The 14,271-nt window shown below is 73.0% G+C and carries 14 protein-coding genes; 8 read left to right on the top strand and 6 right to left on the bottom strand.

Annotation, left to right across the window (positions count from 1 at the left end):
• The first annotated feature begins 135 nt into the window (after positions 1-135).
• From AB0K37_RS04315 to AB0K37_RS04325, 3 genes are all read left to right on the top strand, one after another.
• Positions 136-1,020, top strand: coding sequence for a hypothetical protein (locus AB0K37_RS04315; protein ID WP_363974581.1), 885 nt, complete (start codon positions 136-138; stop codon positions 1,018-1,020).
• A 125-nt stretch (positions 1,021-1,145) separates the two neighbouring features.
• Positions 1,146-2,519 (top strand): hypothetical protein, encoded by a 1,374-nt coding sequence (locus tag AB0K37_RS04320; protein ID WP_363974584.1) that lies wholly within the window; start codon positions 1,146-1,148, stop codon positions 2,517-2,519.
• 156 nt (positions 2,520-2,675) lie between these two features.
• A complete protein-coding gene (locus AB0K37_RS04325) occupies positions 2,676-3,209 on the top strand; it encodes a DUF4870 domain-containing protein (protein WP_363974586.1) in 534 nt (177 codons plus the stop codon).
• A gap of 3 nt (positions 3,210-3,212) precedes the next feature.
• Here the strand turns inward: AB0K37_RS04325 and lepA are convergent, their stop codons facing one another.
• Positions 3,213-5,054, bottom strand: a complete 1,842-nt coding sequence (lepA, locus tag AB0K37_RS04330; protein ID WP_363974589.1) for a translation elongation factor 4 — start codon at positions 5,052-5,054, stop codon at positions 3,213-3,215.
• Between the two features lie 241 nt (positions 5,055-5,295).
• Here lepA and rpsT point away from each other — a divergent pair, with 241 nt between their 5' ends.
• Positions 5,296-5,565, top strand: coding sequence for a 30S ribosomal protein S20 (gene rpsT, locus AB0K37_RS04335; protein ID WP_141577350.1), 270 nt, complete (start codon positions 5,296-5,298; stop codon positions 5,563-5,565).
• A gap of 47 nt (positions 5,566-5,612) precedes the next feature.
• On the top strand, positions 5,613-6,149 hold the full coding sequence (locus AB0K37_RS04340; RefSeq protein WP_363974718.1) for an RNA 2'-phosphotransferase: 537 nt from the start codon (positions 5,613-5,615) through the stop codon (positions 6,147-6,149).
• Here AB0K37_RS04340 and AB0K37_RS04345 read toward each other — a convergent pair.
• Positions 6,091-6,618 (bottom strand): hypothetical protein, encoded by a 528-nt coding sequence (locus AB0K37_RS04345; protein WP_363974593.1) that lies wholly within the window; start codon positions 6,616-6,618, stop codon positions 6,091-6,093. The two genes, AB0K37_RS04340 and AB0K37_RS04345, sit on opposite strands and share 59 nt — an antisense overlap.
• 69 nt (positions 6,619-6,687) lie before the next feature.
• Here AB0K37_RS04345 and AB0K37_RS04350 point away from each other — a divergent pair, with 69 nt between their 5' ends.
• Both AB0K37_RS04350 and AB0K37_RS04355 read left to right on the top strand, forming a co-directional pair.
• Positions 6,688-7,608, top strand: coding sequence for a LysR family transcriptional regulator (locus AB0K37_RS04350; RefSeq protein WP_363974596.1), 921 nt, complete (start codon positions 6,688-6,690; stop codon positions 7,606-7,608).
• Positions 7,548-7,976: an SRPBCC family protein gene (locus tag AB0K37_RS04355; RefSeq protein WP_363974599.1), complete on the top strand. Its 429-nt coding sequence runs from the start codon at positions 7,548-7,550 to the stop codon at positions 7,974-7,976. The genes AB0K37_RS04350 and AB0K37_RS04355 overlap by 61 nt, the downstream gene beginning before the upstream one ends.
• 396 nt (positions 7,977-8,372) lie before the next feature.
• On the opposite strand, the gene AB0K37_RS04360 is transcribed toward AB0K37_RS04355, so the two are convergent.
• Positions 8,373-8,918 carry a TetR/AcrR family transcriptional regulator gene (locus AB0K37_RS04360; protein ID WP_363974602.1) on the bottom strand — a complete coding sequence of 182 codons (546 nt, stop codon included), beginning with the start codon at positions 8,916-8,918 and terminating at the stop codon, positions 8,373-8,375.
• 79 nt (positions 8,919-8,997) lie between these two features.
• Between AB0K37_RS04360 and AB0K37_RS04365 the strand changes: the two genes are divergently transcribed.
• Positions 8,998-9,402, top strand: coding sequence for a nuclear transport factor 2 family protein (locus AB0K37_RS04365; protein ID WP_363974605.1), 405 nt, complete (start codon positions 8,998-9,000; stop codon positions 9,400-9,402).
• A 458-nt stretch (positions 9,403-9,860) separates the two neighbouring features.
• Here the strand turns inward: AB0K37_RS04365 and holA are convergent, their stop codons facing one another.
• The 3 genes from holA to AB0K37_RS04380 all read right to left on the bottom strand — a co-directional run bounded on the left by holA (position 9,861) and on the right by AB0K37_RS04380 (position 14,207).
• Entirely contained in the window at positions 9,861-10,814 is a 954-nt protein-coding gene (gene holA / locus AB0K37_RS04370) for a DNA polymerase III subunit delta (RefSeq protein ID WP_363974608.1), read from the bottom strand.
• A 76-nt stretch (positions 10,815-10,890) separates the two neighbouring features.
• On the bottom strand, positions 10,891-12,948 hold the full coding sequence (locus tag AB0K37_RS04375; RefSeq protein WP_363974611.1) for a ComEC/Rec2 family competence protein: 2,058 nt from the start codon (positions 12,946-12,948) through the stop codon (positions 10,891-10,893).
• Between the two features lie 536 nt (positions 12,949-13,484).
• Complete coding sequence (locus AB0K37_RS04380; RefSeq protein ID WP_363974614.1) at positions 13,485-14,207, bottom strand: ComEA family DNA-binding protein; 723 nt, start codon at positions 14,205-14,207, stop codon at positions 13,485-13,487.
• Positions 14,208-14,271 lie beyond the last annotated feature (64 nt).

The raw sequence follows: 14,271 nt of genomic DNA on the forward strand, positions 1-14,271 counted from the left end.
AAGGCGCCGTACCCGTCCGACCGTACCGCCATCGGCGCCCATGCCAAGCAGCCGCCGCCGTGTCGCGGCCGACCGGCGCGACTTGCGCCGCCGACCGCCTGAGGAGCCGCAACGAATACGGATAAGGTCGTCGGGATGCGAAATGAGGGTGCGACCGGCCGGGGACGCGTTCCCGCCCGGGTGCTGCTGCGCGGCGAGCCGGACGGCTGGCACTGGGTGCTGGTGGACGACGCGGGCGCCGAGCGGCGCTCGGACTTCGCCGGCGCGGGGACGCGCTGGTCCCCGCGCGGCCGCTCCGACCCGGAACCGGCGTGGTGGCGCCGCAGGCTCGCCGAGACGGCCGACGGCCTGCGGGAGGCGGTCGCCGAGCGGCTGACCGACGCGACGTTCCGCGAGTTCGGCACCGAGGCCGCGGTCACCTGGTTCGCCGTGGCCGAGCCCGTCGAGTGGGAGGGCATCGTCACCCTCCGGGAGGCCGATCCGGCGCGGTTCCCCGGCCGCGTGCCGCCGTTCGTGGTCACGCTGGAGCCGGGGCGCGGGGCGCTGCTGCCGGACGCGAGCCTGCTGTTCTCCACCCGCGCCGCGGACGCCTGGACGACCCTCGCCGCGATCGCCGAGCGCTGCGGCACCCTCCCGCCGAAGTCGTCGTTCCTGTGCGGGTGGGCCGGGCACCGCAGCGTCCGGGTGGGCCGCGGGACGCTGGCGCTGTCCACCGGACGGGGCGAGGACGGCGTCGAGCGGCTCGCGCAGATCTGCGGGACGCGGGCGCCCGGCTGGAGCGGCAACCCCGAGATGCGGTTCCGGCTCGACGGCGTCGACCTGCTCGACGAGCCCGCCGGCGACGTCGTCGCGCTGCTGCGGGAGCTCGGCCACGAGATCGTCCGGCGCGGCCGCTCCGTCCGGCTGGCGGCCTGCGGGCTCACCCTCCACGCGCCCGACGGGGCGGACGAGGCGGAGCGGTTCACCGGCGTGTCCCTGGGAGTGCCCGCGGGGCTGTCGCCGCTGTGGGCCGGTTCCTGACGCGCGCGACTCCCCGGCGCACACGGAGCCGTCACCCACGGGGGACCTCGCCGTCACCGGAACGCAACCGCGGCCGCCTAGGTTCCCCGATCATGAGAAGCCGCGCGCGCCATGCAGTGCTCGCCGTGACCGGCGCAGCCCTCGCCGGCGCTCCCCTCGCCCTCACCGCCGCCCCCGCCCACGCCGCCGGGCCGCCCGGCACGATCAACGTCCACCGCGGCGGCCCCGCCCGGTCGCTGCCGTTCACCGCCCGCCGGGACGGGGAGGCGGTGATCTCCTTCACCGCGTCCGCCCCGGGCGTCTCCTGGGTCCGCGAGGGCGCCGAGTCGGCCGTCGTGTCGATCGCCGTCGACGGGCGCCATGTGACCGACCTCGTCGTCCCCTCGTCCGACACGGTCCCCCGCAGCCTCGGGCTCGGGCACGTCGGGAAGGGGCGCCACAAGGTGACGCTGCGGTTCGCCAAGGGCAGCGCGCCCGCCGCACGGCGCGTCACGCTCCGGCGGCCCGCGGTCGGCATGCCGGAGGCGGAGGCCCTCGCCCTGCGCCACGCGCCCATCGTCGTCGGGCGGACCGGCTGGCCGTTCGGCGACCCCTACCAGAACGCGACCACCGACACCCCCCTTCTCGCGTGGCACGAGACCCGTCCCGCCGCCGTCCCCGGCCACAAGATCATCGAGTACTCGGTGGTGTGGAGCAACGAGGACGGCGGCACCGACACGCCCGCGCTGATGGCCCGCTGGGGCCGGACGACCGACATCGAGTGGGTCTACCGGGTCGAGGTCGACGCGTCCGGCCGGCGCGTGGACGGCACCGCCGTCTACCAGGCACCGATGCACCTGACCCTGAAGTTCACGGGCCGCTACGAAGGCGACCACCCCGTCCTTCAGACCTGCACCCAGAACAACAACATGTGCGACGTGATCTCGCCGGACCCGCCGCTGCGCTTCCTGCCGGACGCCACCGGCACGCGCCCGGACGGCCGGGCCCGCGAGGCCGTCATGGACCGCGAGCCGTGGACCTACCGGATCGCCGCGCAGGAGATGGTCCGCGAGAAGAAGATCGAGAACCCGTCCGATCCGGCCACGCGCGAGGTCGGCGACCAGCGGACGTACCTGTTCGTGGAGTTCGCCAAGACGACGGGCGCCGCGACCGGGTCGGGGTCGGTCCCGGGCGTCGCGCTCGGGGTGCGCCTGAAGTCCGATCCGTCCCGGCTCTACCGCTCCGACCACGACGAGCCCACCTGGTCGATCGACCGTGACGGCGCCGTCGCCACCACCGTCGAGCTGCCGGAGGGGACCGGGGTCTCCGACATCGCGAGCATCGAGGCCCTCCGCCGTCCCACCGGGACCGGGGACAACGGCGCGCCGGCCACCGTGACGTCCATCAACCGCGGGTTCTTCCTGGACGACTCGTTCCTGCCGCGGCCCTCGGCGGTCGAGTGGAAGGGCTCGGTCACCCTCACGCAGGCGGCCCCGTCAGCCGTCCTCTGGCGTCCCTGAACCGCACCAGGCGTCCCGGACATCGCCCGGCGGGCCCGTGGCACGAATCGGCCACGGGCCCGCTCGTCCGAGGGAACCCGGGCGAACTTCACGCGCGTCCAAGGAGTCATACACTTCGCCAATAGCTCTCATAGCGAACCGGAGAGGACGTCCGCCATGGCCTACGGGCACCCCCCGTCGCCCGGCCAGGGACAGCAGCCCCAGTGGCAGCAGCAGCAGGCCCCCTGGCAGCAGCCCGGAAACGCCTGGCAGCAGCCGCAGCAGCCCCAGGGCGGCATGGGCTGGCAGCAGCAGCCGCCTCAGGGCGGCAACGATTTCCAGGGCGGGAACAACACCGCCCAGATGCCCGGCCACTTCGGGCCCGTCACCGACGACGAGAAGACGTGGTCGCTGATGGCGTACGTGGGGCAGTTCCTCGTCGGCGCGATCGCCCCCGCCGTCGTCTACCTCGGCAAGGCCCGCTCGCCGTTCGTGCGCAGGCACGCCGCGCAGGGCCTCAACATGGGCATCGCGGCCATCGCCGTGTGGTTCGTCTTCGGCCTGCTGTCGCTGGTCGCCGACTTCCTCATCTGGGTGCCGCTGCTCTTCACGGCCGTGGAGATGTTCTTCCTGGTGTACGCGGGCAGGGCCGCCAACCGCGGCGAGTTCCGGCGCGTCCCGTCCGCGGTGGCCTGGCCCCTGCTGAAGTAGCGGCTACTTCTTGCCCTTGTCGGCGTCGCCGCCCCCGGTCGAGAGGGCGGCGACGAAGGCCTCCTGCGGGACGTCCACCCGCCCGATGGTCTTCATCCGCTTCTTGCCCTCCTTCTGCTTCTCCAGCAGCTTGCGCTTGCGGGAGATGTCGCCGCCGTAGCACTTGGCGAGGACGTCCTTGCGGATGGCGCGGATGTTCTCGCGGGCGATGATGCGCGCCCCGACCGCGGCCTGGATCGGCACCTCGTACTGCTGCCGCGGGATCAGCTCCTTGAGCTTGGCCGTCATCATCAGGCCGTACTCGCGGGACTTGTCCTTGTGCACGATCTGGCTGAAGGCGTCCACTGACTCGCCCTGCAGCAGGATGTCGACCTTCACCAGGTCGGACTCCTGCTCGCCGCTGGGCTCGTAGTCGAGCGAGGCGTACCCGCGCGTCTTCGACTTCAGCTGGTCGAAGAAGTCGAAGATGATCTCGGCGAGCGGGAGCGTGTAGCGGATCTCGACGCGGTCCTCCGACAGGTAGTCCATGCCGAGCAGCACGCCGCGGCGGCCCTGGCACAGCTCCATGATCGCGCCGATGTGGTCGGACGGGGACAGCAGCGTCGCCTTCACCACCGGCTCGTACACCGTGCCGATCTTGCCCTCGGGGAACTCGCTGGGGTTGGTGACGACGTGCTCCGTCCCGTCCTCCATCACGACCCGGTACACCACGTTCGGCGCGGTCGAGATCAGCGACAGGTCGAACTCGCGCTCCAGCCGCTCCCGGACGATCTCCATGTGCAGCAGCCCGAGGAAGCCGCAGCGGAAACCGAACCCGAGGGCCGCGGACGTCTCGGGCTCGTAGACCAGCGCGGCGTCGTTCAGCCGCAGCTTGTCGAGCGCGTCGCGCAGCTCCGGGTACTGGTCGCCGTCCACCGGGTACAGGCCGGAGAACACCATCGGCTTCGGGTCGCGGTAGCCGCCGAGCGCCTGGGCGGCCTGCCGGGACGCGCCGGTCACGGTGTCGCCGACGCGCGCCTGCCGGACGTCCTTCACCCCGGTGATCAGGTAGCCGACCTCGCCGACGCCGAGGCCCTGCACGGGCTTGGGCTCCGGGGAGATCACGCCGACCTCCAGGGTCTCGTGCGCGGCCCCGGTCGACATCATCAGGCTCTTCTCGCGCCGCGACAGGTGCCCGTCCATGATCCGGACATAGGTGACGACGCCCCGGTAGGTGTCGTACACCGAGTCGAAGATCAGCGCCCGGGCGGGCCCGTCGGGGTCCCCGACCGGCGCCGGCACCTCCTCGACGATCTTGTCGAGCAGCTCGCGGACGCCCTCGCCCGTCTTGCCGGACACGCGCAGCACGTCCGCGGGGTCGCAGCCGATGATCCCGGCCAGCTCCTCGGCGTACTTCTCCGGCTGCGCCGCCGGGAGGTCGATCTTGTTGAGGACGGGGATCAGGTGCAGGTCGGCCTCGAGCGCCAGGTAGAGGTTGGCGAGCGTCTGCGCCTCGATGCCCTGCGCCGCGTCCACCAGCAGGACCGCGCCCTCGCACGCCGCGAGCGACCGCGACACCTCGTAGGAGAAGTCGACGTGGCCCGGGGTGTCGATCAGGTTGAGCACGTGGTCGACGCCGCCGGACGTCCAGGGCAGCCGGACCGCCTGGCTCTTGATCGTGATGCCGCGCTCGCGCTCGATGTCCATGCGGTCGAGGTACTGGGCGCGCATCTGGCGCTCCTCGACCACTCCGGTCAGCTGCAGCATCCGGTCCGCGAGGGTCGACTTGCCATGGTCGATGTGCGCGATGATGCAGAAGTTGCGGATGATCGCGGGATCGGTCTTGTCAGGCTGGGGCGCTGGCACCGGGGTCCGTTCGCAATGCTCACAGGTGGACAGGGATCTGTGCCTCCCATAGTCCCATGTCCCGTCCGATGCTCCGTGCACGGTCCGGTTTGGGACCGGCCCCGGTGATTGGTAAGCTGTGCGACTGCGTGTGGCGTAGCGTCGTGCCCCGGGGGCACCGTCCCGCCCCCGTTCAGACATTTCGTCAGCGCCTGCCGATACGCGCAGGCCCAGGATCGCGACCAAGCTGAGGCTCTACGACGTGGCTAACATCAAGTCCCAGATCAAGCGCAACAAGCAGAACGAGAAGGCCCGCCTGCGCAACAAGGCCGTCAAGTCCGAGCTGAAGACGGCGATCCGCAAGTTCCGCGAGGCCGCCGAGGCCGGCAACGTGGACGACGCCGTCGCCGCGCAGCGGTTCGCCGCGCGCAAGCTGGACAAGGCCGTCAGCAAGGGCGTCATCCACAAGAACCAGGCCGCCAACCGCAAGTCGGCGATCGCCAGGCAGGCCGCCGCCCTGCAGGCCAAGTAAGAGCCGCACGCCCGGGGCCGGCCATGCGCCGGCCCCGACGCATGTCCATGGACGAGCGCCGCGCGGTCAAGATCTCCAAGTATCTCGCCAAGCACCTGCGGCACCGCCCCGAGCGGATCGGCCTCACGCTCGATCCCGAGGGATGGGCGGACGTCGCCGACCTGCTCTCGGCCACCGCCGCCCACGGGTTCGCGCTCACCCGCGCCGAACTCGAACACGTGGTGGCGGTCAACGACAAGCAGCGCTACGAGCTCGCCGGCGACCGGATCCGGGCCGTCCAGGGCCACTCGGTCCCCGTCTCGCTGAACCTGCCGGTGACGCCCCCTCCGGAACTGCTGTACCACGGCACCGTGCGCCGTTCCGTCGGCTCCATCCTGCGAGAGGGCCTGCTGCCCATGGGGCGGCACGCCGTCCACCTGTCGCCCGACCCCGAGACGGCCCGGCGCGTCGGCGCCCGGCGCGGCGCCCCCGTCGTGCTGACCGTCCAGGCCGGCCGGATGGCGGCCGGCGGTCACGAGTTCCGCGTCAGCGCGAACGGGGTGTGGCTGGTCGACGCGGTCCCGCCGGAATATCTGAGCGAATGACCTCCGCGGCGGCCCAGTCGGGGACGTGCCGCACCCAGTCGGGCCCTTCCTTCGGCCCGAACAGGTACCGGTACGGGACGATCTCGCGAATGGCGCGGTGCACGTCCAGCCGGTCGTCGATCATGTGGGTGATCCCGAGTTCCGCGCAGTGCCGCGCCTTGTCCTGCCGCTTCCGGCAGAACCGCACGTTGCTCCGCGGCAGCCCCGTCCGCCCGTAGAAGTCGTGGTGGTCGAGCCAGGCCAGCGTCCTCTCCCGGATCCGGTCGCCGCATTTGGAGATGATCCACGCCCGTCCCCCGAACGCCTCGACCAGGCCGGGCAGCACCTCGTAGACGCCGTCGGTCGCGGGGGACGCGAGGGCCTCCTCGAAACTCCCGTCGAGAAAGACGGTGTCGCCCTCGCCGGGAGCCCGGAGCCCGCCATGAATGACCCGGCCGAAATCGACGCCGAGTCGCGGTTCGCTGTTCATGCCCCCACCCTCGGCCCGCGCACCCTAAAGCAGAACTATCGATTACCTCCATCGCTATAGTCCCTGCCTATGGACCTGAGCCGCCTTTCCACGGACGCGCTCGCCTCGTTCGCGGTCTTCGCCGACCATCTCAACTTCACCCGCGCCGCCGAAGAGCTCCACATCTCCCAGCCCGCCCTGCACGTCAAGGTGCGAAGACTCGGCGACACGCTGGGCCGTCCCCTCTACACGAGGCACGGGCGCCGCCTGGCCCTCACCCCCACCGGCGAGCAGGTCGCCCGCTTCGCCCGCGACCTCGACGCCCGCATGACGGCGTTCCTCGCGGACGTCCACGGCACGTCCCCCTCCCGCGTCCCGGCCCTGGCCGCCGGGGAGGGCGCTTACCTCTACCTCCTCGGCGGCGTCGTCCGCCCCGGCATCCGCCTGATCAACGGCGACCGCGCCCGCACCCTCGCCGCCGTCCGCACCGGCCGCGCCGACCTCGGCGTCGCCGTGCTCGACGTGCTGCCCCCCGACGTCGCCGCCGTCCCGCTGGCGTCCTACCCCCAGACCCTCGTCATGCCGGACGGCCACCCCCTCGCCGCGAGGCCCCACCTCACCCTCGCCGACCTCGCCGGCGCCTCCCTCGTCGTCCCGCCTCCCGAGGGCCCGCACCGCATCACCCTCGAACGCGCCCTGCGCGCCGCCGAGGTGCCCTGGTCCCTGGCCGTCGAGGCCGCGGGCTGGCCCCTGATGCTGCACTTCGCGTCCCTCGGCGTCGGGCTCGCCGTCGTCAACGGCTGCGTCCCCCCTCCCCCGGGCCTGACGGCGCGCGAGATCATCGACCTGCCCGCCGTCCCCTACTACGCTCTCCACCTGCCGGGCAGGGCCGACGACCCCCTCGTCACCGGGCTCCTGACCGCCGTCCGCACATCACTGAGGAGCGCCCCGTGCACTTCGAGATCTCCGTCGACGTCGACGCCCCGCCCGAGACCGTCTGGAACCTCCTGAAGGACGTCGAACGCTGGCCCGACATGACCGCCTCGATGGACCGCGTGGAACTCCTGGACGATCCCTTCACCCTCGGCAGCCGCGCCCGCGTCCACCAGCCGAGACTCCCCGCGACCGTCTGGACCGTCACCGCTTTCGAGGAGAACAGGACCTTCACCTGGGAGTCCCGCTCCACGGGCATCACCACGACCGGCGGCCACGAGGTCGCCCCCGCCCCCGACGGCAGGTCGACCGTCCGCCTCACCCTCGACCAGAAGGGCCCCCTGGCCCCCCTCTTCGCCCTCCTGGCAGGCCGCCTCATCCGCCGCTACGTGGCGATGGAAGCCGAGGGCCTGAAGACCAAGGCCGAACAACACCCCACCCCCTAGAAGGACGGCCTGAAAGCGCACGAAGACCTGCCGTAGCGCCGCATTGCCCGATGCCGGTTGAGACACCCGATGCCGCACTTCGCCGACGGCCCAGCCCTGATCGCCGCGACGTCGGCGTCCACACTGGTGACTCCGGCAGCCCCGGCAGCCCCCCTGCCGCAACCAACACGAGGCTGCTCAGCCACTACCCGATGCTGGTTGAGACGCTCGATGCCGCCCCTCGCCGACGGCCCGGCCCTGATCGCCGCGACGGCGCGCGACGTCAGCGTCCACGTCGGTGGCCGACCGGACGGTCCCGGAGTCCCCTTGCCGCAACCAATGCGAGGCTGCTCAGCCACTACCCGGTGATCCCTTCGGCGCAGATGGAGAACGCCCGCCTCCGGCGATACCGAATCGTCAAGGGGACGGGCGGAGGCCGGCGAACATGATGCCCAGCGTCCGCCGGCGCAGATCGGCGTCCCAGCCGCCGTGCAGCGTGCCCTGACAGGCGCTGACCAGCAGCGCCATCACCTCGTCGAGACGGATTCCCGCGGCGATCGCGCCCGACTCCTGCCCGCGCGCCAGCAGTTCTCCCACCGCGTCACTCAGCGATCCGAGCGGCCCGGTGATCGGCACTTCCGTCCCCTCGGCCGCAACCAGGCTCACGACCGCCCGGTTCGCAGCGGTCCGTTCCACGAGCCGCGCGAAGAACTCGAACAGCGCGCCTGCGGGGTCTCCGTCGACGACGAGCTCCGCCGCGTCGTCCGTGACCTGCTGCAACAGCCGTTTCATCAGGGCCCGCAGCAGATCGCCCTTCGTCGGGAAGTGCCGGAAGACGGTACCGATCGCCACGCCCGCCCGCCGCGCCACCTCCTCCGTCGACGCGTCCGGGCCGGCGGCGGCGAAGACCTCCTCCGCCGCCTCCAGGATCCGCTCCCGGTTGCGCCGCGCGTCCGCGCGCATCAGCCGCCCCTCCCTGGACAAGATGAGTCCCGACTCATTATCTTCATCATGAGTCATCACTCATCTTAGGAGGGGCTCCATGCCGACCGCACCACGCGAACTGTTCCGGCAGATGCAGCAGCGTTGGCTCGACCACCCGGCCTCCCTCATCGGGGACCTCCTCACCGACGACGCCGTCATCGAGACGCCCTTCGCACCGCCCGGCCACCCGACCAGATTCGAGGGCAGGCAGCGGTTCCTGGACTTCGCCGAGCCGCAGCGGGCCGCGTTCCCCGTCCGGTTAGACGCCTGCCGCACCATCGCCGTCCACGACACCCACGACCCGAACACGATCGTGGTGGAGTACGAGCTGACCGGCACGAACACCAGGACGGCCAAGCAGTCCACGGCCGCTTTCATCGCCGTCCTCACAGCCCGCGACGGCAAAGTGGCCCGCTGGCGCGAGTACCAGAACACCCTCGCCCTCATGCACGCCCTCACATAAGCACCCGCAGCATGCGCACACGCGCCCCGCACGAGCACCCCGCAGCACCCCTCACACGAGCACCCGGCAGCACGCCCCGCACGAGCACCCCGCAGCACCTCTCACACGAGCGCCCCGCTCCGCAACACGCCCCGCACGAACGCCCCGCGGCACGCCTCGCATAAGCGCCCGGCAGCACGCCCCGCACGAGCACCCCGCAGCACGCCCCGCACGAGCCTCTGGCAGCACGCGTCCGGCCGCCGAGCGGCCCTGTGACGGCGGTCAGGCTTCACCAGGCCCAGGAGGCGGCGTTGCCGCCGTCCTACGAGTCGCCGATCCTTATCTCGGTGACTACCTCGGACGCCGCAGGCGCGTGGACGAGCGGTGCCTGCTTACCCTCGACCGTTCCTTCGACCTCGCGGGCGTCCGGTCCGCACCGCTGGCGCGGTGGGCTCCTCGGTGTTGGCGGGGGCGGCGGGTCAGCCTCGGGCGGCGACTATTCGGGCGACGGTCTTCTCCAGGGCGTACGCCGGGTCGGCGGCGCCGCCCTTGACCTCCGCGTCGGCCTCGGCGACGGCGGTCAGCGCCCGTGCGACCCCGTCTCCCGACCAGCCGCGCAGCTGCTTCTGCACGCGATCGATCTTCCACGGCGGCATGCCCAGATCCTTGGCCAGGGCCACTCCCCGCGCGCCTCGGGGAGCGCCGCCGACCTTCGCCAGGCCGCGCACGCCCTGGGCGAGCGCGCTGACGATCAGGACGGGCGCCACACCCGTCGCCAGCGCCCAGCGGAGCTGCTCGAGGGCCTCGGCGAGCTGTCCCTCGATCGCCTTGTCCGCCACGGTGAAGCCGCTGACCTCGGCGCGCCCGCGGTAGTAGCGGGCGATGGCCGCATCGTCGATCTTTCCGCCGGTGTCGGCGACGAGCTGGCTGCACGCCGCGGCCAGCTCGCGCAGGTCGTTGCCGACGGCCTCGATCAGCCCTCGCGCGCCGTCCGCCGAGATCTTCCCGCCCGCCTTGCGGATCTCGCCCCGGACGAAGTCGACCCGCTCCCCGGCCTTGGTGACCTTCGGGCACGCGATCTTGCGCGCCTTGAGCTTGGTCAGCCCGTCCACCAGGGCCTTGCCCTTGGCGCCGCCGGGGTGGACGGCGACGAGCACGACGTCCTCCGCCGGAGCCTTGGCGTACTTCAGCACCTCGGCCGTCAGGTCCTTGCCCAGGTCCTGCGCCGACCGCAGCACGAGCACCTTCCCGCCGCCGAACAGCGACGGCGACGTCAGCTCCGAGATGCGCCCGGGCTCCAGCCCTCCCGGAGCCAGGTCGATGACCTCGATGTCCGGATCCCCCGCCCGCACCGACGCGACGACGTCCCCGACCGCCCGCTCCACGAGCAGCTCTTCATCACCGACGACCAGAATGATGGACTCAACCGACACCCTTGCAGCATGCCACGCCCCGCCCACCCCCGCGGCCGACCACGAGGATCCCTCCCCCAGCGCCCGGGGGGACAGGTCAGTGGCGAGGGACGGTTGCGAGGCCGGAGCGGGTGCGGGCTATGGCTATGTCTCCTTCCTGGTCGGTGCGGTGGATCTGGGTGCGGAGGCGGCGCAGGAGGGCGAGGGTGGCGCCGGACGGGTGGCCGTAGTCGTTGTGGGCTCCGACCGAGATCAGGGCGATGGAGGCTTGGGCGGCGGCCAGGAAGGCGGGGTCCTGGCTGCGTGAGCCGTGGTGCGGGACCTTCAGCACCTGGACGTGGGGGACGCTTGTTTGCAGGGCGCGCTGGGCTTCCAGTTCCACGTCGCCGGCCAGGAGAGCGCTGAAGCCCGGTTTTCGGGCGACGAGGACCACGCTCGCGTTGTTGATCGTGGTGCCGTCGTCCCCGGGTGCCAGGGCGGGCCCGGTGGTCAGCGGGGCGAGGACGGAGAGGGTGAGGTCACCGACGCGCCACTGCCGACCGGCCTCGGCGGGGTCGACGCGGAGGCCGGACGTGCGGCGCGCCTCGCGGCCCGAGGTGCGGGGCGTGATCAGCACCTCGCGGACGGTGCGGCCGTGGCGGACGCCGGAGACCCCGTCGATGTGGTCGGCGTGCGGGTGGGTCAGGACCATGAGCGGGACGTCGGTCACGCCGAGTCGGCGAAGGCAGCGGTCCACCGGGGCGGGGTCGGGGCCCGTGTCCACGACGACGGCCTGGCCTGGCCCGGCCGACAGCGCCAGGGCATCGCCCTGGCCGACGTCGCAGGCGACCATCTGCCAGCCGGGCGGCGGCCATGAAGGGGCGATGACGCGCAGGGCAACGACCCCGACGAGGACGCCGGTCATGGCCGCGGCCGCGAGGAGGCGGAGACGGTGGCTGCGCAGGGCCAGGGCCGCCGCACCCACGCCCAGGAGGAGCGTGGTGGCGCCCAGGGCGCCGCTCGTCCACGGAATGGTCGCGTAGGGCAGCGACGCGGCCGTTCGCGCGACCCAGATGATCCAGCCCACGGCCAGGCCGGCGGGCCACACGATCACGCGGGCGAGCGGCAGGGAGAAGGGGGCGGCGACCGCGGCGAGGGCGCCCAGGAGGGTGGCGGGGGCGACGGCCGGGGCCGCGAGCAGGTTGGCGAAGACGGAGACGACGCCGATCTCCCCGGACAGCATCACCAGGACGGGCGCGACGGCCGCCTGGGCGGCGGCCGCGACGGCGAGGGCGGCCGCGAGGGGGCCCGGCATCCGGCGGGCGAGCCGCTCGTGCCAGGGCGGGGCCAGGACGAGCAGGCCGCCCGTCGCGAGGGCCGACAGCGCGAACCCGTAGGAGCGCGCCAGTTCCGGGTCGACGAGCACGAGGAGCAGGACCGCCGCCGCCAGGGCGGGCAGGCCTTGGCGCTGCCGTCCGGTGAGCAGCGCCAGAAGGCTGATCAGGCCCATGACGGTCGCCCGGAGGACGCTCGGCTCCGGGCGGGCGACGACCACGAACGCGCACACCGCGAGGACGGCGACGGGTGGGGCCCGGCGCCGGCCGAGCCCGGCGAGACGGCACAGCCCGAGGACCGCCCCGATGACGATCGCCAGGTTCGCGCCCGAGACCACGAGGAGGTGGGTGAGCCCGGCGATCCGGAACTCCTCCGCGAGTTCCGGGTCGAGGCGCGAGGTGTCACCGACGACCATCGCCGGAACGACCGCGCGCCTGTCGGGCGGAAGACGGGCCACGGCCGCTCGCAGCTTCGCCCGCACGTGCTCCGCGGCGCGCTGGATCGCGGACGGCGGCCCGAGGACGGTCGGCGGCCCGCGCACGATCACGACCGCGGCGAGCAGGCCGGGGCCCCTCGGCGGCACGAACCGGCCGCGGAGCCCCACGCGCTGGCTGGGGATCAGGCGGAGCCAGCGCGGATCCGAGGCGATCAGCAGCACCGGGACGCGGACCCCGGTTCGCTCCACGGCCTCCGCCCGCGCGCGGATGATGATCATCGGTCGCCCGTTCCCGGGCTTGGCCCGCGGGTCCCCGGTCACCACGGCCTCGGCCGTCGCGAACCGTCCCGCACGGGCCAGTTCTCGCGCGGGCCCCGTCCCGACGGCCGTGGTCCGCAGCGCCACCCCGCAGGCCGACGCCGCAGCGCAAGCCAGGGCCGCCCCGGCGAGCAGCCGCCACGCGTTCCCCGGCCGCCCCGCACCGCCGCCTTCCGCCCGCCGCGCGATCGGAACGAGTCGTCTGAGGGAGCGCTCGGGCCGGCTGCCGCCCACGCCCCGCGCGACATCGCCGCCAAGGCGGGACGCAGTGAAGTAGCGGTCGCGCTGGTTGCCGTTCTTGGGTCGGGCAGGGCTCTGCTGCGGGTGGCGGGTGTTGTCGACACTCGTCTGCCATGTGGGGTCGCCGTTCGGGGGATGTGTGGGCGCGGGGGTGGGTTCTTGGGGGTTGACTTGGTGCCGTGGGGTGACTGCGTTTCGGTGAAGAGGTGGCTGCCGCTCGGAGGGTGAGGTGCTTGCGGGTGGGCGGTGGGTGGTCAGGAGGTAGAGGGACGCGGCGGCAGCGGTCGCCGCCAGGCCGTAGATGAGGGGCTCGGGCAGCCCGATGGTCGCGGCGGCGGCGAGCCATGTGGCGAGGGCCGGGGCCAGGAGGCGGAGGTCGTGGGTCAAACCCGGACCATCGCCTTCAGGTCGGCGAACCGGTGGGCGCCGATGCCGCTGACGTCCTGGAGCTGCTCGACGGAGCGGAAGCCGCCGTGCTGGGTCCGGTAGGCGACGATGCGCTGGGCGAGGACGGGCCCGACGCCGGGAAGGTCGTCCAGTTGGTCGGGGGTGGCCGCGTTGAGGTCGAGAGGGGTGCCGGGCGCGCCCGGGGCGGGCGGGGCCGCGCCGCCGGGCGGCGGTGGGGCCGGTGGGGGCGGTGACGGCGCGCGGACGCCGACGGGGATCTGTTCGCCGTCCACCAGGGGGCGGGCCAGGTTGAGGGCTCCCGTCTTCGCGCCCGGACGGACCCCGCCCGCGGCCTTGATGGCTTCGGCGACCCGGGAACCGGACGGCAGGGTGATCACCCCCGGGTGCTCGACCTTGCCGAGGACGTGGACGACCACCGGGGAGGACGCCGACGCCGCCGGGCTGGCCGACAGGGTGGGACGCGGTTCGACGAGCGAGGCGGTCGCCGCGGGGGCCGCCGGCTGGGGGCGCGGACGGGCGAGCCAGAGATATCCGACGGCCACCAGAGCGGCGAGCACGCCGACGAGGACGAGCGTGCGGACGTGGGAGCGGTCGGGCGTCGCGCGCAACCGGGCGGCGGGCGGCGCGTCGGCCGACGCGGCGGGCGGCTTCCACCGGCCCGTGAGGGCGTGCAGGCGGTCTTCGATGTCAGGTCTCATGGAGCCCGACGTTAAGGAGGCCGGTGGGCCGGGTTCGCGGAGTTCGGAAAGTGTGGATAACCCT

This window comes from Actinomadura sp. NPDC049753 (assembly GCF_040674655.1).
Lineage (GTDB): Bacteria > Actinomycetota > Actinomycetes > Streptosporangiales > Streptosporangiaceae > Spirillospora > Spirillospora verrucosospora.